This window comes from Roseovarius nitratireducens (genome assembly GCF_002925845.1).
GTDB classification, from domain to species: domain Bacteria; phylum Pseudomonadota; class Alphaproteobacteria; order Rhodobacterales; family Rhodobacteraceae; genus Roseovarius; species Roseovarius nitratireducens.
Genome location: NZ_PDNI01000036.1, coordinates 106,092 through 128,605, shown reverse-complemented (window position 1 = coordinate 128,605; position 22,514 = coordinate 106,092). Strand labels below are relative to the sequence as shown.

The window sequence follows — 22,514 nt, the reverse complement described above, 5'->3', positions numbered from 1 at the left end:
TTACATCTTGCACTCGGCCGCGTAGGCGTCGGAATGGTCTTCAAGTGCGACACCGATCACCTTGTTGGTGAACACGTCACCCTCCTGGATCACCTCGCGGGCATAGATGTCCTGCACCGGGTGCTGGTTGGGGCCGAAGGCGAAATCGCCGCGGGTGCTGTCGAAATCCGCCGCGCGCAGCGCCTCGCGGAACGCATCGGCGTCCGAGACGTCGGCCTTTTCCACCGCCGAAATCAGCAGGTTGGCGGTATCGAAGCCCTGGCTGGCATAGAGCGACGGCAGGCGGTCATACTTGGCCTCGAAGCTCTCGACAAAGGCGGCGTTGGCGGCGTTGTCCAGGTCCTTGGACCATTGCGAGGTATTCACCACGCCGAGCGCGGCGGGCCCCACGGCCTGAAGTATCCCCTGGTCAAAGCTGAAGGCCGGGCCCACGACCGGCAGGCCGACGCCCGAATCCGCGTATTGCTTGAGGAAAGAAATCCCCATCCCGCCGGGCAGGAAGAAGAACACGCTGTCGGCGCCGGAGGCGCGGATCTGCGCGATCTCGGCGGCATAGTCGGTCTGGCCCAATTGGGTGTAGATCTCGCCCGCGACCTCTCCTTCGTAAAACCGCTTGTAGCCGGTGAGCGCATCCTGACCCGCCGGATAATTGGGCGCGAGGATGAAGCTGTTTTCATACCCAACGCTGTTGGCATAGGCCCCCGCCGCTTCGTGCAGGTTGTCGTTCTGCCAGGCGACGTTGAAATAGTTTTCGTGACAACCCTTGCCCGCCAGCGCCGACGGCCCGGCATTGGGCGACAGGTAAAACTTGCCCTGCGCCACCGCGCCCGGGATCACCGCCATCGCGAGGTTAGACCAGATGATCCCGGTGAGCACGTCCACCTTTTCCGACTGGATCATCTTGTCGGAAAGCTGCACGGCGATGTCCGGCTTGCGCTGGTCATCCTCGATCACGACCTCGATATCATCGCGTCCAGATTGCTCGATGGCGAGCATGAAGCCGTCGCGCACGTCGATGCCGAGGCCCGCGCCGCCGCCCGAGAGCGTGGTGATCATGCCCACCTTTACATCGGCCGAGGCCACCCCGGCCCCGAGCGCCAGAGCGGCGGCTGTTGCCAACAGTTTCTTCATTCTTCCGGTCTCCCTGTTTCTTGGTCCCCGGCCATTTGGGTCGCCCGTCCCCGGCCGAAAGGCAAGTGAAATCGCCCCGTCCGGCCACCCTGGCTGCGGCATTACGTCATGCCATTTATCAGCGACGAACCACCGTTGTCACCTGCCTTGCACGGGACTGCGTCGCCGTTTGGGCCAGTAAAATGAGGCGATAAACAAGGGTGGTGCATCTCTTGGCACGGGGGTCATGACAATGCACCGTGGCCCTATTTGGGCATCTCGAACCGCCCTTTTGGTCAGATAATTTTACCAGAACCCTTGTTTTTGTGAAACCGCACGATACGATGGCGACGCTGCGGGGGGCCATGTGCACCGAATCGCCTGTGCGTGTATGCGCGCATGTGCCATCCACACGGGAGTTGCTTATGCAAATTGGGAGGAAACCATGACAGACAAGGCGAAGTTTGACCGCCGTTCGTTCCTGCGCCGCGCCGCGGTGGGGGCACCGGTGGCCGCGGCGAGTACGCTCGCGGCGCCGGCGGTATTGGCGCAGGCGCCAATCGTGCTGAAGATGCAGACATCCTGGGGTGCCGGGAACATCTGGCAGGAGTTCGCACAGGACTATGCCGACCGGGTGGAGGAAATGTCCGGCGGACGCCTCAAGATCGACGTGCTGCCTGCGGGCGCCGTCGTGGCCGCGTTCCAGGTGCTCGATGCCGTGAACGACGGTGTTCTCGACGCCGCGCATTCGGTGCCGGTCTACTGGTACGGCAAGAGCAAGGCGGCCTCGCTCTTCGGAACCGGCCCCGTTTTCGGCGGCTCTGCCACCACGATGCTGAGCTGGTTCTACGAAGGCGGCGGCAAGGCGCTCTATGACGAGCTGACCCAGGACATCCTCGGGATGGACGTGGACGGCTACATGGGCTTCCCGATGTTCGCGCAGCCCTTCGGCTGGTTCAAGGAAGAGGTGAACACCGCCGCGGACCTCGAAGGCTTCAAGTATCGCACCGTGGGCCTCGCGGCGGACCTGCTTCAATCCATGGGCATGTCTGTGGCACAGCTTCCGGGCGGCGAGATCGTGCCCGCGATGGAGCGTGGCGTCATCGACGCGTTCGAGTTCAACAACCCGTCCTCGGACAAGGATTTCGGCGCGCATGACGTGGCGAAGAACTATTACCTGTCGTCCTATCACCAGGCGTCGGAAAGCTTCGAGTTCCTGTTCTCCCGCTTCACCATGGACGAGCTGGACCCGGATCTCCGTGCGATCCTGAAATACGGCGTCGAGGCCGTGTCGACCGCGAACACCGCCAAGGCGATGCGTCGCTACTCGGCAGACCTCAAGTGGCTCCAGGAAGAGGCCGATGTCACCGTGCACCGCACCTCGGAAAACATCCTGGCGGCACAGCTCGAGGCCTGGGACAAGCTGATCCCCGAACTCGAGGCCGATCCGTTCATGAAGAAATGCCTCGACAGCCAGCGCGCCTGGGTCGAGCAGGTCACCTTCTATGAACTGATGAACGCGCCCGATCTGGCGCTTGCCTACGATCACTACTTCCCAGGCAAGCTCAAGCTCTGAGCACGGGCAAAGACCTTATTGAAACAGGCCCCGGTGTGCACAGCACCGGGGCCGCTTTTCCAGCATAACGGGGGGTTCGCGTGATCGGCTTCATACGCTTCGCCGACAATCTGTCGGCCTGGTTCGGCAAGGCATTCGCCTGGCTCATTGTCCTGATGTCGGTCGGTACCGGCTACGAGGTGGTGGTGCGCTATGTCTTCAACAACCCAACAGCCTGGGCGCTCGACGTGTCCTTCATCATGTACGGCACGCTGTTCATGATGGGCGGGGCCTATACGCTGTCGCGCGGCGGGCATGTGCGGGGCGATTTCCTCTATCGCCTGTGGCAGCCGCGCAACCAGGCCAAGATCGACCTGGTGCTCTATATCCTGTTCTTCTTTCCGGGCATCACCGCCCTGATCTTTGCGGGCTGGAAATATGCGGCGCAGTCCTGGTCCTATGGCGAAGTGTCGGTCAACAGCCCCGCGGGCGTGCCGATCTACCAGTTCAAGACGGTGATCGTCGCCGCTGGTATCCTGCTGTTCATCCAGGGCATGGCGCAGGTCTGCCGCTGCATCCTCGCGATGCGCACCAATGAGTGGCTGGCCGCCGAAGAAGACGTCTTCGAGACCGAGGACCTGTTGATGCAAAAGGCCGCCGAGGCCGAAAAGGACGCACATCCATGACCGATCCGCAAATCGCCCTGATGATGCTGGGGCTGTTCATTGTCTTCGTGTTTCTGGGCTTTCCCATCGCTTTCACCCTCATGGCGATGGGTATCGGCTTTGGCTACTACGCCTATTACGAGGAGCGCCGCATGTGGCGCGAGTTCAACCGCCTCGAAGAGGAGGTGGCGAGCACCTGGGACCAGTGGTCCCTCTGGGTCGAGGGGTTCTTCAACAACCGAATATTCGACCTGTTCGTGAACCAGACATTCACGGTGATGTCGAACGAGGTTCTGACCGCCGTGCCGCTCTTTCTGTTCATGGGCTATATCGTCGAGCGCGCCAATATCGTGGACCGCCTGTTTTCCACGCTCAACATCGCGGCCAAGAACATGCCCGGTTCGATGGGCGTGGCTGCGCTCATCACCTGTGCGCTCTTTGCCACCGCCACGGGGATTGTGGGCGCGGTTGTGACGCTGATGGGCCTGCTGGCGCTGCCCGCGATGCTCAAGGCGCGCTACGACCCGTCCTTTGCCTCTGGCATCATTTGCGCGGGTGGCACGCTGGGCATTCTCATTCCGCCCTCGATCATGCTGATCGTCTATGCGGCGGCGTCGAACGTGTCGATCGTGCGGCTTTACGCGGCGGCGCTGTTTCCGGGGCTGGTTCTGGTCGGGCTCTACTTGGTCTACGTGATCGGGCGCGCGATAATCCAGCCCTCGGCCGCCCCGAAGCCGAGCAAGGAAGAAATTCCCGACATTCCGATGGTCAAGCTCATCCTGATGATCGTGACCTCCTTCGTCCCGCTGGCGTTTCTCATCATGGCGGTGCTCGGTTCGATCCTTTTCGGCCTCGCGACCCCGACAGAGGCAGCCTCGATCGGCGCGCTGGGCGGCATCTTCCTCGCCTTTGTCTACCGGGCGATGACGTGGCAGCGGATGCGCGAGAGCGTCTATCTCACGGTCCGCACTACGGCGATGGTGTGCTGGCTGTTTGTCGGCTCCTATACCTTCTCGGCGGTGTTCTCCTACCTGGGCGGCGAGCATGTGATCTCCGAATTCGTGCAGGGGCTTGACCTCAGCCCGCTGGCCTTCCTGTTGCTGGCACAGCTCATCATCTTCCTGCTGGGCTGGCCTCTGGAATGGTCCGAGATCATCATCATCTTCGTGCCGATCTTCCTGCCACTGTTGCAGTTCTTCGATGTCGATCCGCTGTTCTTCGGCATCCTCGTGGCGCTCAACCTGCAAACCAGCTTTCTGACACCGCCAATGGCCATGTCCGCCTATTACCTCAAGGGAATCGCGCCACCGGAGATCCGCCTGACGCAGATTTTCGCGGGGGTCATGCCGTTCCTGCTCTGCGTTTTCATCTCGATGGCGCTGATGTACATCTATCCGCAGATCGTCTTCTACCTGCCGGAGCTGATGTATGGCGGATAAGGTCGATCTTCTGAGCCTCGACGCCTGCGCGCTGCGCGGGCGTCTGGCAAGCGGGGCGGTGCGCGCGCTGGAGCTGGCCGAGGCCTGCATCGCGCGCATCGAAGCGCGCGAACCCGAGGTGCAGGCCTGGGCGTGGTTCGATCCCGATTTCGTCCGCCACCAGGCCAGGGCGCTGGATGCGCACCGGCAGGCGGGGCGGCCCATCGGGCCGTTGCACGGGCTGCCGGTGGCCTTGAAGGACATCATCGACACGGCAAAAATCCCCACCGAGAACGGCTGTGCGCTCGATGCGGGCCGCGTGCCGATCAAGGATGCCGCCATCGTCGAACGCCTCAAAGCGGCGGGCGCGATCATCATGGGCAAGACGGTCACGACCGAGCTGGCCTATATGCAGGCGGGAAAGACCCGTAATCCCCACAATCCCGCGCACTCGCCCGGCGGCTCGTCCTCGGGCTCTGCCGCGGCGGTGGCCGACGGGATGGTGCCGCTCGCCGTGGGCACCCAAACCGGCGGATCGGTGATCCGGCCCGCGTCGTATTGCGGCGTCACCGGGTTCAAGCCAAGCTTTGGCGCGATCCCGCGCACCGGCGTGCTGATGCAGTCGCCGACGCTCGACACCGTTGGCGTGTTTGCCCGCACACCGGCCGATGCGGCGTTGCTGTCGCAGGTACTGATGGGGCACGACACGGGTGATGCGGCGACGGCGGTCGCGCCGGTGCCCGACATGCACGGCATCGCCACCTCGAAACCGCCGGTGAAGCCGGTCTTTGCCTTCGTCAAGCCGCCGGGCTGGGACGAAGCCGATCCGCAGCTACACGCCGCCTTTGCCGAACTGGCCGACGCGCTGGGAGAGCAGGTGTTCGAGGCCCCGCTGCCCAATGCCTTCGGCGAGGCGGCAGCGATCCGCGAGCGGATCAATTTCGCGGAAATGGCACGCTATTACTATCGCTACAGCAAGGAGATGGAGGCCCTCGGCCCCCGCACGCAGGAGGCGCTGACCAAGGGTAACGCGATCCTCGCGCGCGATTACATCGCCGCGCTGGACTGGCCCGATGTGCTTTATGCCGGGCTGGACGAAATCTTCGAGCGGTGCGACGCGATCCTCTGCCCCGCCGCCACCGGGCCGGCGCCGGAGGGGCTCGATTTCACCGGCAACGCGATCTTCAACGGGGTCTGGACGCTGACCGGCGTGCCCGCCGTGACGGTGCCCGCCTTCACCGCTGAAAACGGGCTGCCGATGGGGGTGCAGATGATCGCCGCGCGCGGCAATGACGGGCGGCTCTTGCGCAGTGCGAACTGGTTTCATAACTGGCTTACAGAGGCCGGGGAATGACGAAAGGATGACGACATGAACAGGTTTCTGGCGCTCTTCGCCTTCGTGGTGCTGGCCGCGTTTCTCTATATACTCGCCAGCGAGATCGGCGAGACTGACCTGTGGATCGTGACGGTCTTTGCCGCCGGGCTCGCGGCCTATGATTTCGTGACCTCCAGCAAGAACAATAGCTAGGCCATGTCCAAGCCGGTGATCTGGATTCCACGCCGCCTGTCGGATGCGACGCAGGAGCGCGCACGGCGCGACTACGAGGTGATCGTGAACGAGGCCGACACGCCGGGCACGGCCGAGGACATCGTCGCGATGAGTGCAAAGGTGGACGGGATGATTCCCTGCCACTCCGAGCATTTCACCGCGGACGTGGTGGCAAAACTCGACCCCCGGCTGAAGATCGTGGCCAATCATTCGGTGGGCGTCGATCATTGCGACCTCGACGCGCTGAAGGGCGCCGGCATCGTGGTGACGAACACACCCGACGTCCTGTCGGACGCCACCGCCGAGATCGCCATGCTGCTGATGCTGGGCGCGGCGCGGCACGCGGTGCGCGGGGACCGGTTGGTGCGGCAGGGGCAGTGGGACAGCTGGTCGCCCTCCTTCATGGTGGGCAAGCAGGTGACCGGCGCGCGGCTGGGCATCGTGGGGATGGGCCGTGTGGGCCGGGCATTCGCCGAAAAGGCGCGCGGTTTCGGCATGGAGATCCATTACCACAACCGCTCGCGACTCGCCCCCGAGGTTGAGCAGGGCGCGGTCTTTCACGAGGATGTCGACAGCCTGCTGGAAGTGGCGGATTTCCTGTCGCTGCATTGCCCGGCGACGCCCGACACGGTTGACCTCTTGAATGCCGAGCGCATCGCCAAGCTGCCCCAAGGTGCCATCGTGGTGAACACCGCGCGCGGCGCGCTGGTGGACGAGGACGCGCTTTTGGCAGGGATAGAGTCGGGTCAGATTGCCGCCGCCGGTCTCGATTGCTTCAAGGTGGAGCCGGGCGGCAACCCAGCCTTTGCCGCGCATGAAAACATCTTCATGCTGCCCCATATCGGCAGCGCCACCCGCGCCACGCGCGACGCGATGGGCTTTCGCGCGCTCGACAACCTCGATGCGTTCTTTGCCGGGGATACGCCGGGGGATCGGCTGGTCTGAGTTGCGCGGGGGTCGCGCCGTTTGGCGTGGAGCGGGCGCCCGAAACATTCCTCCGCGCGGAATCAAGGCGTGCTTGCACGCCGCCGCGCGAGCGCCCGACCGCCCCCCGGGCGGGCGCTTTGCGACGATACAAGCAGCTAAAACTGAAGATGTATCTTGCACCATAAACCGCTCAGAACAGGCGATATTGCGCCCACCCGCGGACGGGCCATCGCGCGGCTCATCGCTGCATGCCACACGACCGCTTAAGGTCAAGAGTGCTGTCGCGTCCTCTACCTTCCGCTCCGGCAAACGTGGGAAAATCCCTATTCCGCCGCAATGGGCGTGGTCTCCGCCGCGCGGAACATCGCGCGCGACGCGCGCGCGAGCCGCAGGATGGCGGGCGGGTCGACCATCTCGGGCGTGGCCATGAACCGCGCCAGCCGCCGCCCCGAGAGCATCGACAGCGGCACGGCGAGTCCGAGGCTCACCGCAATGGGCACAAGCCAGAGCGACACCAGCCCCGCCGCGATCCCCAACGCCAGAAGCAGACCGCTCACCGTTTCCAGCGCGTGGAACTTGAGCACTGTCGCCGCGCCGTAATCGCCACCCTTGCGCGCCTGCGGCGACCACATCGGGCGGATGCCCGCGACCGTGCGAAGCACCGCCACCACCTGTTGCACCATCATGATCGGCGCAAACAGGATCGACAGCACGATCTCGGCCACCAGCGACACCGCGAAGCGCCCCGCGCCGCCGAACCGCGCCACCGGCACCTCGCCCAGCAGGACCGCGAGCGCCCCCATCGCCTTGGGCGCGAGCAGCATCGCGTACATGAAGAGCAGGATCATCCCCGACTGCACGCCGCTCATCTCTGGCCAGATCGGGTAGAGGGGATTGTCCGCCGAGAAATAGCTGATGACGCTGTCCGGCCCGTTGCCCAGAAGCGCCCAGATCACCAGCAGGATGAACCACGCGGGCGAGAGCAGGTAGCTCATCGCACCGTGCAGCAGGTGAAACCGCGACACGACATGAAGTCCCCTGGTGCCCAGCAACGCCAAGTGCTGAAGGTTGCCGTGGCACCAGCGCCGGTCGCGCAGCGAATAGTCGATCAGGGTCGCGGGCGGCTCTTCGTAGCTGCCGCCGATCCCCGGCAGGAACCGCACCGCCCAGCCGGCACGGCGCAGGAGCGCCGCCTCGACGAAATCGTGGCTCAGGATCAGCGCACCCCGACGCCGTGTCAGCGTGGGCATTCGCGGCAGCCCGGCACAATCGGCAAAGGCGCGCGTGCGCAGGATCGCGTTGTGACCCCAGTAATTGCTCTCCGCCCCGGTCCAACCCGCGAGCCCGGCGGACAGGAGCGAGCCGTAGACCGCCGCCGCGAATTGCTGCATCCGACCGAACACCGTCTCCGAGCCGATCACCAGCGGCGCCGTCTGAATGAGCCCCGCACCCGGATCGGCGGCCATCTCGTCGGCGAGCGCGACGATCGCTTCGGCGCTCATCAGGCTGTCGGCGTCGAGCACCAGCATCGCGTCATGCGCCCCGCCCCATGTTTCGAGCCATTGCCGCAGGTTGCCCACCTTGCGCCCGGAATTGTCGAGCCGACGGCGATACCAGACCCGCAGACCGGGCGGCAGCGCCCGGCGCAAAGTGGCTAGGGCGCGCCGTTCGGCGAGCGCGATGGCGGCGTCCTGCGTGTCGCTGAGGATGTAGAGATCAAACCGGTGCGCCGTGCCCGCGTCGCGCAGCGCCATCATCATCGCGCAGGCATTGCCGAACACGTCGGCAGTTTCCTCGTTGTAGACCGGCACCACAAGCGCCACGTCGAGCGGCGGGACAGCCCCGCGCACGCCGACCCGCCTGTGCAACAGGTGACAGCCCAGCCCCAGCGTCGCCGTGGCCACCGACAGCGCAACCCAGAAGAACGTGGCCGTCACCAGCGCCAACAGCACCCATTCCAGCCACCACATGCCGCCATCCGACAGCCAGTCGGCAAACGCCCAGGCGAGCCCGCCCGTGGTCGTGACCGCAGGAACGAAGGCCGCCGCACGCCGCCACCAGACACCGCGCGCCGGCGGCCATGCGGGCACGCGGGGATCGCGGTGCGCGCGCCGCAAATCCTGCACCGGGTGCATCAGCGGCGCGGGGGGCGGCATCACGTCACCGCCCGGAAAGGGGGTTACGCCGTCCATTTGTAGAGCCATACCTCTGTCACCGCGCGTCCCTCGTGGAAAAGCTGCGCGCGCAATTCCGCCACGTCCACCTCGCCGGGATCGAAGGAAAACGCGAGCCGCGGCCCGCCGGTTTCGGGGTTGCGCTGAACCAGGCCGTCAGAGGTCTCGAGCCGGTTGGAATTCACGTAGATCACCAACGCGTCCAGATCGTCCGGCACCGCCGGGTGCGGGGCGAAATCCACGGTTACCACCTGCCGCAGATCGTGTGGAAACCCGCGCCCGATCCGCGTCTCCAGCACCGGGGCCACGGGCTTTTGCCCGGGAATTTCGCCGGTCCAGGACATGCGATAGCTGAAAGCGTGTTCGCTGCCTGCCGCCAGCGGCACACGCGGGCGCCAATAGGCCACGATGTTGTCGAAGATCTCCTTGTCGGTCGGTATCTCCACCAGCGTCACGGCGCCGCGACCCCAGTCCTCTCCGGGCGTGATCCAGACACTGGGACGGAGGTGATACTGTGCCTCCAGATCGTGGAAATCTGAATGGCGCCGCGCGCGCTGTGCAAGGCCAAAGCCCCGCGGACCGTCATCAACGAAGCTCGATACCTGGAGCGTGCGGGGATTGCCCAACGGCCGCCACAGCATCTCGCCATTGCCGTTATGGATCGTGAGCCCGTTGCTGTCATGCACAGCCGAACGGAAATCGTTGAACCGGTCTCGGTTCTTGGCGTCGAAATAGAACATCGAGGTCAGCGGCGCGATCCCGGCATTTTCGAGATCGGTCCGCGGCCAGAGCGTGCAGCGCACATCGACATCCGCCGAGGGGCCGTAGGGATCGAGCGTGAAATGATACATCCCGGTGACGGAGCGACTTTCCATCAGTGCGTGAATGCGATGGAGCCGCGCGCCGGGGGCGGGCTTCTCGACCCAGAACCGGGTGAAATCCGGAAATTCCTCGCCCTCTGGCGCGGCTGTGTTCACGGTCAGCCCGCGCGCCGACAGCCCATAGACCATGTCGCGGGGGATCACCCGGAAATAACTGGCCCCCTGAAACACGGCATATTCCTGGAAAAAGCCCGGTCTCGCGATCTCGGCCCGGAGCCGGACGCCAGAATAGCCCAGCCGGTCATCGACGGGTAGATCGTCCGGCACGATCTCGTGCTTTTCGAAAAGCGACATGTCGAAGGGCACGCGACGCGCGACGCCGTCCTCGACCATGTTCACCTCGACCGAGTGCGGGAAGTAGAGCCCCGGCGGGAAGAGATCGAATTCGAGCGTCGTGTCGGTCCCGGCCCAAAAGGCACGCGATGTGTCGTAACGGATCGCGCGATACTGATCATAGGTCAGATCGCGCCATGCCTGCGGCACCAGCGGGCGCTTGGCATAGGGGCGCGATGCCACTTCGCGCGCCAGGTCGTGCAGCATTGCCTCGGAAAAGGGCGCGCCCTCGTCCGCCCGCGCCAGTCCGGGCCAAACGGCCAGCGCGCCAAGTCCCTGCAAGACCTCGCGCCGGATCATCGCGCCGCCCTCCACGGTTGCGCCTTGAACCAAGACACCGCGTAGGCCACCACGACGAGCGCGGCGAAACCGATGATATTCGCCAGTGTCATGTTCCAGGTGTTGCGCCCGATCTGGTCCATCACGAAACCCGACAGCCGCGCAAGGAACATCGAGAAGACGAACACGGCGAGCGACTGCTGCCCCACCTTCAGGATCATCGCGAGCAGGCCGCCCCAGGTTTGTGCCGCGATTCCCCGGCCCACGGTCCTGAGCCGCGCACCGCCATCACCCGCCGCCGCCCAGCACAGATAGGCGAGGGACAGGAAATGCACGTAGCGCAGGATGCCGAAATCGGACTTGTTGAGCAGGCCGCTATTGGCGATGCGCCAATCGCGCGCCCAGTCAAAGCCGAACTCGCGCATCCCGATATGCGACAGCGGCACGTTGGCGAGCACGATCACCAGCGCGAGCGCGATCAGCGCCTTGTTCACCGGCGGTTTCGGTATCCAGCCGCGCATCAGGGCAAACCCGGTAAAGAACACCAGTTGCCAGCCGAACGGGTTGAAGAACCACTTGCGATCCGACCACGGCTCTGCCGGAAAGCCGAGATGCAGGTCGATCATGCCCAGCGCGTCGAGCACCGACCGCTGTGCAAAGAGCCAGATCACCGCCATCACGGCGAAAACCGCCCAGACGCTCACCCGGCTCAGCGCCATCATCAGCGGCATCATCACCAGGATGACCATGTACATCGGCAGGATGTCGAAATAGTTGGGCACATAGGTGAGCGTGAACAGCCCCACCAGTTGCGGCCCCGGGTCGGCAAAGAACTTCCACAGGTTGAGCGAGCCGATATAGACCTTGTCGAAATCGCCGAAATGGTCGATCGCCGCCATCAGCGTGGCAACGGCAAAAAACAGCCCGAGATGCGCCCAGTAAACCTGCCAGACGCGGTAACCTACCCGCGCCGACCCAAGCCGCCAGCCCGCCCGGTCGAAGGTGCGGCCAAAGGCGATGGCCGAGGCCATGCCCGAGCAGAACACGAAGATCTCGGTGGCATCGGAGAATCCCCAGCGTGCCGGGATCCAGCTCGTAACGAAATTGCGCGGCGTATGGGCGGCGAGGATGATGAACATCGCCAGCCCGCGAAAGAAATCCAGCCGAATATCGCGCGTGCCCGTCGCGGGCGCGACGGTGGCCGCCTCGCGGGCCGGCGCCCGTGGCATGGCTGGATCGGCAACACTCGTCATGGCGGTGTCGTGTCCTTGCTGATCGTGTCGCGCGCTCACTCGGCCGGCAGGCGCCCGGCCTCGCCCCACTCGCCGCGCGTCTCGGCGATGAGATCGAGCCGGGTGCTGGCATAGCGGTCGTGCCTGCCGGCGCGCCGCGCACTGCGCTCGCCCAGCATCGTTTCGGCGTCGTCAAGGAATCCGGCGCGAATCCCGGCATCGATGCTCAGCCGTTCAAAGATGTCGCGTTGCGCGTGGCTGCCGCCGACAAGCTGCATGGAATGGCGCGCCTGTTTCAGGTTGAGGAAGGCTGTCTTGTAATCACCCTCGCCGAAAGCCTCAAGCCCGGACGCCGCCGACAGGCCGGGATTGGCCATGCGCCTCATCATCTCGCTCTCGCCGCCACGCTTGGCATCGGCATGAAGCCGAGTCATCATCCGCCGGATCGCGCTCTCGCGGCCGCCGCCAATGAGCGCCAGCAGGTAGTGCAGATCGGCAAAGATGAGACAGGCGTCCTCGGTGCGCGCCTCGCAGATATCGGCCATCTCTTCCCAGCGGTCACCCACGTCGTGCCCCTCCAGCTCGAGCCGCATCAGCATCGCCGTGCCGTTCGAGATGTCGCGGAAATCGTCTGTGCGGTCCTTGCGTACCTCGGTGTCGTAGAGGTGAAACACCGCCTCTATCTCGTTCTGGTCGAGATGCATCAGCGCCTTGTGCCACCAGACATGGTAACGGAAATTGTTGCAATGCGCCCAGGCGTGTTCGCGCCCCTCCAGCCAGTCGAGCCCGGCGCGCGCGTTGCAGGTCATGTCAAAGACATGCGCCACCGCGTGCAGGCCCCAGGCGTCGTCGGGCGACACGCTCAGCCCCATGCGCCCCGCCGTTTCGGCGCGGCCATACTCGCCGGTTTCCTCCAGCGAAAAGGCGTGACAGCCGAACAGGTAGCCGCGGGCCGGGTTCTGCACGTCGTAGGCGGGCAGGAGCGCCTCGATCGAAGCGCGCATACCGTGCCGGTCGCCGAGGATGAAGCGGATCGCATGGCTGATCTTCATCGCCAGCGCATCCTCTGGCCAGCGCGTCAGGATCGCCTCCATCTCGCGCACCGAGTCCGAGGGTCGCCCGCCAAGCCAGGCACCCAGCGCGCGCACATAGCCCGTCTCGCGCGGCAGCGGCGCGCCCTGCCGGGCACAAAGCACCGCGGTCTCGTGTGCGGCGCGGGCGGTTTCATCCATTTCGCGCCGCCCCAGCATGAGGCAGAACAGCCCCTTGACCGCGTGCGCCATGGCAAAGCCGGCCTCGGCCTCCAGAACCTTGCCCAGATGCTCGGGCGTCGCGGCGGCGTGGGCAAGGAATGCCAGCACCATCCTGTCCCAGGCCTGAACGGCCTCGGGGGACGAGAGCGAGATGTCATACCCGAATTGATCGTTACGCATGGCCCGGTTTCCTTTCGGCGATACTTATCGGTTTCAGCTAGCCCGCTAAATGTGATACCGGCAACACGGTCGCGAGGGTCCTCACCAATACGTTATTTTCCGGGTTCGGAATGTGACGTGTTGTGCAGCGCTGCTCAACCCTCAGGCGCATGGCGACGCGCGAGAACCCGCTTGCGGCGAGGAAACGGCACAAAATCGGGCCTCACTCGGCCACAGCCGCCCGCGCCACATCCTCGAACACCGCGTCAAGCTCGTCCGCCAGTGCACGCAGCGCCGCGCCCCCCTCCTCGGCATAGGGCGCAAAGACATGGCTCGGCGTCTTGTAACTGAGCGTCGCGGTGCCGTCTGCCTCCTCGGTAACGTAGAGCCGGATCGGCGCCTCGATGCCCGCCGCGACGCTCGCATCAAGCATCCGGCGGGCGTAATCGTTTCGGTAAAGCCCGAAGACGCGGTTGCCGGGGATGGTGTGGCCCTGCATCCGCGCCCCGTCCGAGGCGCTGGCCTGCGTGACGATGGCGATGGGGGCCTCGCTGACCGCGTCGCGCACCGCTTGTACCAGATCGGTATAGGATTTGTCCGTGTCGTGGACGATCCAGCCGTCGCGCGGCCCGAGCGCCTGCGCGGGCGCGGCAAGGAGCAGGAAAATGGTGAGAAATTTCAGAATTCTATGCATGAATAGCCCTCCGGTTTGATACCCGGAGGGCTACGCCTTGCCTCGAGTCGCGGCAAATCACGTGGCCGCGAGCCAAGGTTACAGATCGTCCCGGAGCCGTGACAGAACCGCCTCGGTATCGGCCCCTGTCGCGGGTGGCGCGCTGCGATAGCTGACCGGTGTGCGCGAGAATCTGAGCGGATTGCCCAGCAGCCGCACCTCGCCCGTCGCGGTCTGCGGCGCGGGCAGGGTGATCGTCATCTCCCGCGCCTGCGCCTGGTCGGATTCGAGCGCCTGGTCGATGGTGTTGACCGGGCCCACCGGCACCTTGCGCGCCTCCAGCCCGTCGATGACGTCGCGTGTGGTGCGGCGCTCTAGCACCGCGGCGATCATCGGCACCAGCGTGTCGCGATGCGCGAGCCGCTCGCTATTGGTGGCAAAGCGCGGATCACTGGCCCAATCGGGCTGGCCAAGGTAATCGCAGAACCGCGCATACTGGCTGTCATTGCCCACGGCGACGATCACGTACCCGTCGGAGGCGGCAAACACCTGGTAGGGCACGATATTGGGGTGCGCGTTGCCCGCGCGGACAGGCGCAGTGCCGGAGGTCAGGTAATTGAGCCCCTGGTTGACCAGCCAGGACATGGTGCTGTCCACCAATGCCAGGTCGATATGCTGCCCCTCTCCGGTGGCGTCGCGGTGACGCAGCGCCGCCAGAATGCCAGTGGCAGCATAGAGGCCGCAGACCACATCGGCCACGCCCACGCCCACCTTCATCGGCTCGCGCCCCGCCTCGCCAGTGATCGACATGATGCCGCCAAACCCTTGCGCCATCAGGTCATAGCCGGGCTTGTCGCGGTTCGGCCCGGTCTGGCCGAAGCCGGAAATGGAGCAGTAGACAAGACCCGGATACGCGGCGCAGAGCGTCTCGTGATCGAGGCCGTATTTGCGCAGGCCCCCGGGCTTGAAATTCTCGATCACCACGTCGGCACGGCCTGCCAGATCGCGCAGGCTTTTCTGGACCTCTGGATCGGTCAGGTCCACCGCCACCGATTTCTTGTTGCGGTTGACGGACATGAAATAGGCCGACAGGTCGGTGGGATTGCCCTCCGCGTCCAGCGCGAAAGGCGGCCCCCATTGCCGCGTATCGTCACCGGCGAGGCTCTCGATCTTGATGATTTCGGCGCCGAGGTCGCCCAAGAGCTGCGTGCAGGTGGGACCGGCCAGAATCCGGCTCAGGTCGAGAATGACGAGACCATCCAGCGGGCCGGGCATGGGCACCTCCTCAGAAACGGTTGTCATAAGAGCCACGGTCGATCTCGGCGGCGATGACGGTGAAGCGGTCGGCGCCCTGCGCTTCGATCAGCGCAGCGTGCAGCTCGGCCCGGCTGGTCACCCGCACACCATTGCCGCCGAACGCGCGGCCGATAGCTGCGAAATCGTGATGGCCGAAATCCACGGCGAGATTGGTCATCTGCCGCTCGCGCTGCTTCTTTTCGATCAGCGCGAGGCTCGCATCGACGAACACGACGAAGATCACCGGCAGGCCCAGTTCCGCCACGGTCGACAGCTCTCCGGCCACCATGAGAAACCCGGCATCGCCGGAAAAGCTCACCACCGTCGCCTCGGGCGTGGCGAGCTTGGCGCCCATCGCCAGCGGCACGGCACAACCCATCGTGCACAGCGCGGTGGATTGCAGCACGGAGCGGGGGTGATGCGTCACCCACATCTGCGACAGCAGGATGCGGTGCGCGCCGCTGTCCACGGTCGCGATGGTGTCTTCTGGCAGCACGCGGCGCGCTTCGTCGATCACCGCCGCCGCGCCCCATCTGTCCGCCACCGGGAACGCCTGCGCCAGCGCCTCGCGCGCCGCGACCACCTCGCCGCCGGGCCATGTGGCGCGCGGTGTCACGCTCTCGGCCATCGCGGCAAGCGACGGCGCACAGGCCCCCACGACATTCATCGTCGCCTGGTGCATGTACTGGTGATTGGGTTCGGCGGTGATGTCGATCACGTTGACCGCCGCCGGGTCCCATATCTCGCGCCAGCCGGGGCGCATCTCGATCGGGTCGTAACCCACGCAAAGGATCAGGTCGGCCTGCTGAACGAAGGGCACGAGGATACCATCGGCCAGCGGCGACAACCCCGCGCCGCCCAAGCTGAGCGGATGCGTCTCGGGGATGATGCCCTTGGCCTTATATGTGGTGATGACCGGGATCGACAGGCGCTCGGCCACCTCGCGCACGGTTCTGGCCGCGCCCTCGTTGACGGCATCGAGTCCCACGACCATCACCGGTCGCTCCGCCGCGGCAAGCCAGCCGCGCGCGCGTGCCAGCGTGGCGGCGTCGGGCACCATCGGCGCGGCGTCGGGGCGGCGGCGCAGGCGCGGCAGGCTCACTCGCTCGTCGGCCACGGAAATCGGCACGTCGATATGCACCGGGCCGGGGCGGCCTTCGGTGGCGATGCCCACCGCCTTGTCGGCGATGATGTCGGCGCCTTGCGCGGTCAGTCGGAACGTGGCCTTGGTGATCGGGGCAAGCACCGCCTCGTGATCGAGTATCTGATGGGAATAGGTCAGCGCCTCGTCGGCATCGACACAGCCGGAAATCACGATCAGCGGCACCCGGTCCTGATGCGCGTTGGCGATGGCGTTGACCCCGTTGAGCACCCCCGGCCCCAGCGTCGCGATCAGGATGCCGGGCGCGCCGGTGCGGTGCCACGTCCCCTCGGCCATGAAGGCGGCGGCGTTCTCGTGCCGGGCCAGCGTCACCTCGATACCCGCGCGTGCCAGCGCGTCCATCACGGTCAGCACCTCGCCGCCGGGCATCCCGAAGGCATGGCGGCAGCCGGCCTCGTAAAGACGCCGGGCGAGGTGGTCGGCGGCGCGTGTGCTGGCGTCGGTCATCGGGGGCTCCTTCTCGATATCCGCACGATTTGTGGCCGAGCCGCCCCGCGACCGCAAGCCGGATTGCGACGAAAGCGGTGGCGGCGCGGCCGGACGCGCCCCATATCCGGGTTGAGGGATGCGGCGAAAGCGCCTAATCAGACCCGAACCTCCTGTTTTCACGGCGTGACCCCGCGCGGGCGAAAGGGCATTTCATGACGAACCACATCTACCAGGCCGATCTGCCCGACGGGCTCGATCTCGGCCCCGTTGTCGCGATAGATTGCGAGACGATGGGCCTCAACCCGCACCGCGACAGGCTTTGCCTCGTGCAGCTCTCGGGCGGCGACGGCGACGCGCATCTGGTGCAGGTGGCCAAGGGGCAGACACGCGCGCCCAATCTCGAGCGGCTGCTGACCGATCCTGACGTGCTCAAACTCTTCCATTTCGGGCGGTTCGACATCGCGGTGATGTATCACGCCTTTGGCGCGCTCGCCGCCCCGGTCTATTGCACCAAGATCGCGTCCAAGCTGGTGCGCACCTATACCGACCGGCACGGGCTGAAATACCTGCTTCAGGAATTGCTGAACGTGGATATCTCCAAGCAACAGCAAAGCTCGGACTGGGGGGCAGAGACGCTCAGCGAGGCACAGCACGCCTATGCGGCGTCGGATGTGCTCTACCTGCACCGGCTGCGCGAGACGCTCGACGCGATGCTCGCCCGCGAGGGGCGCACCGATCTGGCCCAGGCCTGTTTCGATTTCCTGCCCGTGCGCGCGCGGCTCGACCTCGCCGGATGGCCCGAGGCCGACATTTTCGCCCACTGACCCGATGGCCCGCGCTGACAACACCTATTCGCGCATCGTGGCGGGAATGAAAATTCTCCTGCCGCTCGTGGCGCTCGGGCTGTTGTCCACCCTGTTTCTCATTTCCAACACCGTTGATCCGTCCGGCCCCGTGCCGACTGCCCCCATCGACCTCGAACAGCGCGCGCAGAACCTCGGAGTGACGCGCCCCAGCTTTGCCGGGATTTCCGGGCGGGGAGACGAGATCAAGATGCGCGCCGATGTCGCCTGGCCCGACCCCGACGATACGCGGCGTCTCATAGCCGAACGCATCACCGGCGAGATTGGCCTGATTGGCGGGACCGTGCTGAACCTGAGCGCGGCCAACGCCCGGCTCGACCAGACGAAGATGACAGCAATGCTCGAAGGCGCGGTCCATATCACCAGCACGGCCGGCTACGAGATCGACACGGACCGGCTCGACACCCGCCTCGACGCGCTCTACGCCAAGAGCCCCGGGCCGGTTACCGCGACCGGGCCGCTGGGTGACCTGGACGCCGGGCACATGATCCTGCGCGAGGCCCCCGGAAGCGGCGATGCCGAATTGGTTTTCAGCGGGGGCGTCAAGCTGGTATACCGCCCGAATATCGAGAAGGAACAGGACCAGTGACGATGTTTGCACGCCTTGCCGCCGCCGTGGCCCTTTCGTGCCTGCCGGTACTGGCAGGAGCGCAAGGCACGCCCGTGGCGTTCGGCCAGGTTCAGAGCGACCGTTCTCTGCCGATCGAGGTGACCTCGGACAATCTCAACGTCAACCAGGCCGACAACACCGCGCTCTTTACCGGCAGCGTGGTCATCTCGCAGGGGGCCATGCGGCTGTCGGCCCCGAGGGTGCGAGTGAACTATCTCGCCGACCAGAGCGGTATCGAGTCGCTTGAGGCGACCGGCGGCGTCACCCTTGTCAGCGGCGAGGACGCCGCCGAGGCGGCGCGCGCCGATTACAACATCACCACCGGCATGATCGAACTGCGCGGTGACGTGCTGCTCGTGCAGGGTGACAACGCGATCACCGGCGACACGGTCTTTGTCGATACCGCCGCGGGCACCGCCCGCGTGAGCGGGCGGGTCAAGACCGTGCTGCAACCGGGTGGCGATCAATGAGCGCGGCGAACCTCAGCCTCGCGCACAGCAACGACACGACCGGCCTGCGGGTCGAGAACCTGCGCAAGAGCTACAGCAAGAAGCTGGTGATCCGCGACGTCTCGCTCTCGCTCGATCAGGGCGAGGTGGTGGCGCTGCTCGGTCCCAACGGCTCGGGCAAGACCACGACATTCTACGCCATCGCGGGCCTCATCCATCCCGAGGGCGGGCATATCTTTATCGATGGCCGCGACGTGACGGCGCTGCCGATGTATCGCCGCGCCAAGCTCGGGATCGGCTACCTTCCGCAGGAAATGTCGATTTTCCGCGGCCTCTCGGCCGAGGACAACATCATGGCCATCCTCGAGATCGCCGAGCCGTCGCGCGCGCGCCGCCGCGAGCGGCTTGAACAGCTCTTGTCGGAGTTCTCGATCGAACACCTGCGCCGCGCCCCCGCGCTCGCATTGTCGGGTGGCGAGCGGCGCCGCGTCGAGATTGCACGCTGTCTCGCCGCCAATCCGCGCTACCTGCTGCTCGACGAGCCGTTTGCCGGGGTCGATCCGATCTCGGTCGGCGATATCCGCCACCTCGTGGCCGACCTGAAGAAGCGCGGCATCGGCGTGCTGATCACCGATCACAACGTGCGCGAAACGCTAGAGATCGTGGACCGCGCCTATATCCTGCACGATGGCAAGGTTCTGATGTCCGGCAGCCCCCGCGACGTCGTCGATAACGAAAACGTGCGCCGGGTCTATCTCGGCGACACATTTCGCATCTCGTGATCGCCTGCGCAAAGCGGATTGACAAAGGCCCGGCAAGGGGCGTCAATTGCACCATGACATGTGGTGATCGCACGCCGGATTCCCGATCATCCCCACGCGGTGGGGCGGGCTTTGGCCAAGATCAGGACATGTCCCCTATCTGCATCGAGTACCGGGCCTGACCACGCGCGCACACCCTGTGCCGCGCCAGTCCGTGGAATAAAAGGAGGCAAGATGCGCTATCAAATCAGTGGAAAGCAGATCGACATCGGCGAGGCCCTTCAGACTCACGTCAAGGACGAGCTTGGCACGGTGGTGTCGAAATACGCCGAACGCCCGACCGACGCGCAAGTGACCTTTTCCAAGAATGCGAGCGAATTCGCCTGCGAGGCCGTCGTGCATCTTTCCACCGGACTGACCGCGCAGGCCAAGGCCAAGGCGCACGAGATTTACGCCGCCTTCGATGCCTGCAGCGAGAAGATGGAGAAGCAGCTCCGCCGCTACAAGCGCCGCCTGAAAGATCATCACAAGGACCGCTCGGAACCGGTTGAACTCATCGGCGTGTCCTCGTATATCCTCTCATCGGATGTGGGCGGGGCCGAGGACGAGCCCGACAGCCTGCAACCGATCATCGTGGCCGAGATGGAGACACAGATCCCCTCTCTCTCGGTCGGAGAGGCGGTGATGCAGATGGAGCTTGCCGGCGCGCCGGTGCTGGTATTCCGCAAGGAAGGCAAGGAGTCGGTCAATGTCGTATATCGCCGGGATGACGGCAATATTGGCTGGATTGACCCCTGATCGAGGATGACCGGTAAGCCGGTCGATACGTCATAAATATGGATTTAACCATGCTCCTCAAACCCGAGGCCGTCCGCGCATTGTCCGGCGTCAGCAGCAAGAAGCGCCTGATGAACGAGTTGGGCGCACTGGCAGAGGCGGCCTACGACGTGCCGCATTCCGATGCCATCGACGCCCTGCTGGAGCGCGAGAGCCTTGGCCCGACGGGCGTTGGCAACGGCGTCGCCCTGCCGCATGCGCGGCTCGACGGGCTCGAGCACGTGGTCGGCGCGCTCGCCGTGCTCGACAAGCCGATCCCGTTCGACGCGGTGGATCGCCAGCCCGTGGACCTCGTCTTCGCACTCTTCGCGCCCACCGATTCGGGGGTCGAGCACCTCAAGGCGCTGGCACTGGTCTCGCGCACACTGCGCGACACCGCGTTCTGCGCCAAATTGCGCGCCAACCACGACAGCGCGACGCTCTACACCATCGTGTCCGAGGCTCAGGCGGCACAGGCCGCCTGAGCCCTAAGACGCCCAATCGGCGAAGCCAAAGGTCACGTAGTCGCGCTGATAGACAGCGCGCGTCAGGCGCTCGATCTCCTCGTCGTAGATATCGCCGAGCGCAAACGGTCCCGTCGGCACCACCGAACCCGGCGCTTGCGGTGCCGCGATTCCCGCCTGCCGCGCCATCGCCACGAGCCCCGCCGCCATCTCTTCCTCGCGCAGGATCGCGTCGGGCGCGCCGAATTGCGCCATCCCCTCGATCACCGCCGCCTGCGTCGCCCAATGGGCATCCACCCGGATCGCGGTCTGCCCGGCGAGGTTTGCCTTGAGAAACCCGAGAAACCCGGCGAATGCCGCGCGATGCGCCGCCCGGTCATAGCCCGGATCAGGCCAGTCGGCGGGGATCGGCAACTTGTAGGCCTTGCGCAGGGTACGCCGGATGCTGTTGAAACAGCCCGGCCCCGGCACGAGGATCCGCTCGCAGAACGCGGCATGTGCCCGCGCCGCCGGGTGGCGCAGCACGGTGAACCGCCGGTGCCCCGGCTTGCCCCGCATCCACCGCCGCAGCGCGCCCTGGTTGAGCCGGGTGGGCAGCGTGTCCTCGGGCATCCCGTCAAGCTCGGCCATCCACGCGCGCACTTCCGCCTCTGGCCCTCCTCGCACCGGCATGTAGACAAGCGGCGCATGCACGGCGGTGACGAAACCCGGCACCGCCGCGCCCCTGCGCGGCTCGAAATTCGGCGTGCGCGACAGGTCGAACCGGTCGAACTGCGCCAGCGCCCGCGCCATCTCGTCGTAATTCTCGACCTTGCGTTCCAGCGGCTCGGGATTCTGCGGCTTGAGCGAGGCATCGAGCGCCTCGAGCCGCGCCTCGCAGCCGAGATAGCGCGCCAGCCCGTTCATCACCTCGACCGATTGCAGATCGTCGTAGCCGATGTAGAACGCCGTCTGTCCGCTGGTCTGAAGCCGGTTGAGCAGCACGAGCTGAAACGCCTGATGCCGCGCGAGATGGCCCTCGAATTCCCCGGCGTCAAAACGCACGGTGCTGTCGCGCCGCCGCTTGACGTTGGTAAGCTTCCACTGCCCCGTCGCCTGCGCGATCTTCCACGACACGTAGCTGTCCACCGGGTTGCGTGTCAGCACGATCTTGGCGCAGCGCGGATCGTCCAGCATCGGGTCGAGCACCCGCGCATCGTGATCGTGAAAGAAGCGGAACCCGCCGATACCCTGCGACTGTCCCTTGATCGCCCCGATCAGGCGTGCCGGCTCCTCGTCGCGCATGGCCTGCGTTATCCCCAGCAGCTCGGTCCGGTTCGGATAACCGATGAAATGCGGGTTGAACGCCTCACCGTGACACTCGATCCCGTCGAACGCATTGAGATTGCTCTCCAGGAAATTGGAGCCGGTGCGCATCTCCGCGAAGATCACGAAATAATCGAAACTCGCCGTCATC

At 65.4% G+C, this 22,514-nt stretch carries 21 protein-coding genes; 12 read left to right on the top strand and 9 right to left on the bottom strand.

The genetic code is table 11. The annotated features are described in order from the left end of the window. Complete coding sequence (locus CRJ03_RS07370; protein WP_104018250.1) at positions 1–1,131, bottom strand: ABC transporter substrate-binding protein; 1,131 nt, start codon at positions 1,129–1,131, stop codon at positions 1–3. A 424-nt stretch (positions 1,132–1,555) separates the two neighbouring features. Here CRJ03_RS07370 and CRJ03_RS07365 point away from each other — a divergent pair, with 424 nt between their 5' ends. The 6 genes from CRJ03_RS07365 to CRJ03_RS07345 all read left to right on the top strand — a co-directional run bounded on the left by CRJ03_RS07365 (position 1,556) and on the right by CRJ03_RS07345 (position 7,242). Further along, the gene (locus tag CRJ03_RS07365; RefSeq protein ID WP_104018249.1) at positions 1,556–2,686 is read left to right on the top strand and encodes a TRAP transporter substrate-binding protein; all 1,131 of its coding nucleotides are present in this window, start codon (positions 1,556–1,558) and stop codon (positions 2,684–2,686) included. 80 nt (positions 2,687–2,766) lie between these two features. Then, on the top strand, positions 2,767–3,351 hold the full coding sequence (locus tag CRJ03_RS07360) for a TRAP transporter small permease subunit (RefSeq protein ID WP_104018248.1): 585 nt from the start codon (positions 2,767–2,769) through the stop codon (positions 3,349–3,351). Continuing rightward, positions 3,348–4,769 (top strand): TRAP transporter large permease, encoded by a 1,422-nt coding sequence (locus tag CRJ03_RS07355; RefSeq protein ID WP_104018247.1) that lies wholly within the window; start codon positions 3,348–3,350, stop codon positions 4,767–4,769. The genes CRJ03_RS07360 and CRJ03_RS07355 overlap by 4 nt, the downstream gene beginning before the upstream one ends. Then, positions 4,759–6,102, top strand: a complete 1,344-nt coding sequence (locus tag CRJ03_RS07350; RefSeq protein ID WP_104018246.1) for an amidase — start codon at positions 4,759–4,761, stop codon at positions 6,100–6,102. Before CRJ03_RS07355 ends, CRJ03_RS07350 begins: the two co-directional genes overlap by 11 nt. Before the next feature lie 15 nt (positions 6,103–6,117). Further along, positions 6,118–6,276 (top strand): hypothetical protein, encoded by a 159-nt coding sequence (locus tag CRJ03_RS19860; RefSeq protein WP_165375277.1) that lies wholly within the window; start codon positions 6,118–6,120, stop codon positions 6,274–6,276. Between the two features lie 3 nt (positions 6,277–6,279). Further along, complete coding sequence (locus tag CRJ03_RS07345) at positions 6,280–7,242, top strand: 2-hydroxyacid dehydrogenase (RefSeq protein ID WP_104018245.1); 963 nt, start codon at positions 6,280–6,282, stop codon at positions 7,240–7,242. 305 nt (positions 7,243–7,547) lie between these two features. On the opposite strand, the gene mdoH is transcribed toward CRJ03_RS07345, so the two are convergent. The 7 genes from mdoH to CRJ03_RS07310 form a co-directional block, all read right to left on the bottom strand. After that, positions 7,548–9,416 (bottom strand): glucans biosynthesis glucosyltransferase MdoH, encoded by a 1,869-nt coding sequence (mdoH, locus tag CRJ03_RS07340; RefSeq protein ID WP_104018244.1) that lies wholly within the window; start codon positions 9,414–9,416, stop codon positions 7,548–7,550. Further along, positions 9,404–10,912 carry an OpgD/OpgG family glucan biosynthesis protein gene (locus CRJ03_RS07335; protein ID WP_104018333.1) on the bottom strand — a complete coding sequence of 503 codons (1,509 nt, stop codon included), beginning with the start codon at positions 10,910–10,912 and terminating at the stop codon, positions 9,404–9,406. Before CRJ03_RS07335 ends, mdoH begins: the two co-directional genes overlap by 13 nt. Continuing rightward, complete coding sequence (locus CRJ03_RS07330) at positions 10,909–12,120, bottom strand: OpgC family protein (protein WP_240611596.1); 1,212 nt, start codon at positions 12,118–12,120, stop codon at positions 10,909–10,911. Before CRJ03_RS07330 ends, CRJ03_RS07335 begins: the two co-directional genes overlap by 4 nt. 59 nt (positions 12,121–12,179) lie before the next feature. After that, positions 12,180–13,556, bottom strand: coding sequence for a tetratricopeptide repeat protein (locus tag CRJ03_RS07325; protein ID WP_104018242.1), 1,377 nt, complete (start codon positions 13,554–13,556; stop codon positions 12,180–12,182). A 202-nt stretch (positions 13,557–13,758) separates the two neighbouring features. Next, entirely contained in the window at positions 13,759–14,229 is a 471-nt protein-coding gene (locus tag CRJ03_RS07320) for a DUF302 domain-containing protein (protein WP_104018241.1), read from the bottom strand. A gap of 78 nt (positions 14,230–14,307) precedes the next feature. Beyond that, entirely contained in the window at positions 14,308–15,483 is a 1,176-nt protein-coding gene (locus CRJ03_RS07315; protein ID WP_104018240.1) for a CaiB/BaiF CoA transferase family protein, read from the bottom strand. Between the two features lie 10 nt (positions 15,484–15,493). Continuing rightward, the gene (locus CRJ03_RS07310) at positions 15,494–17,113 is read right to left on the bottom strand and encodes a thiamine pyrophosphate-binding protein (protein WP_104018239.1); all 1,620 of its coding nucleotides are present in this window, start codon (positions 17,111–17,113) and stop codon (positions 15,494–15,496) included. 194 nt (positions 17,114–17,307) lie between these two features. Here CRJ03_RS07310 and CRJ03_RS07305 point away from each other — a divergent pair, with 194 nt between their 5' ends. The 6 genes from CRJ03_RS07305 (at position 17,308) to CRJ03_RS07280 (ending at position 21,079) form a co-directional block, all read left to right on the top strand. Further along, positions 17,308–17,919 (top strand): ribonuclease D, encoded by a 612-nt coding sequence (locus CRJ03_RS07305; protein WP_104018238.1) that lies wholly within the window; start codon positions 17,308–17,310, stop codon positions 17,917–17,919. Positions 17,920–17,923: 4 nt separating this feature from the next. Further along, positions 17,924–18,547 carry an LPS export ABC transporter periplasmic protein LptC gene (gene lptC / locus CRJ03_RS07300; protein ID WP_104018237.1) on the top strand — a complete coding sequence of 208 codons (624 nt, stop codon included), beginning with the start codon at positions 17,924–17,926 and terminating at the stop codon, positions 18,545–18,547. A gap of 2 nt (positions 18,548–18,549) precedes the next feature. Next, positions 18,550–19,038, top strand: coding sequence for a lipopolysaccharide transport periplasmic protein LptA (gene lptA, locus CRJ03_RS07295; protein ID WP_104018236.1), 489 nt, complete (start codon positions 18,550–18,552; stop codon positions 19,036–19,038). Next, a complete protein-coding gene (gene lptB / locus CRJ03_RS07290; protein ID WP_104018235.1) occupies positions 19,035–19,799 on the top strand; it encodes an LPS export ABC transporter ATP-binding protein in 765 nt (254 codons plus the stop codon). The genes lptA and lptB overlap by 4 nt, the downstream gene beginning before the upstream one ends. A gap of 213 nt (positions 19,800–20,012) precedes the next feature. Next, the gene (gene hpf, locus CRJ03_RS07285; RefSeq protein WP_104018234.1) at positions 20,013–20,576 is read left to right on the top strand and encodes a ribosome hibernation-promoting factor, HPF/YfiA family; all 564 of its coding nucleotides are present in this window, start codon (positions 20,013–20,015) and stop codon (positions 20,574–20,576) included. Positions 20,577–20,614: 38 nt separating this feature from the next. Then, positions 20,615–21,079 (top strand): PTS sugar transporter subunit IIA, encoded by a 465-nt coding sequence (locus tag CRJ03_RS07280; RefSeq protein WP_104018233.1) that lies wholly within the window; start codon positions 20,615–20,617, stop codon positions 21,077–21,079. Positions 21,080–21,082: 3 nt separating this feature from the next. Here the strand turns inward: CRJ03_RS07280 and CRJ03_RS07275 are convergent, their stop codons facing one another. Further along, the gene (locus CRJ03_RS07275) at positions 21,083–22,513 is read right to left on the bottom strand and encodes a nodulation protein NodH (RefSeq protein ID WP_104018232.1); all 1,431 of its coding nucleotides are present in this window, start codon (positions 22,511–22,513) and stop codon (positions 21,083–21,085) included. Between the last annotated feature and the right edge of the window lies 1 nt (position 22,514).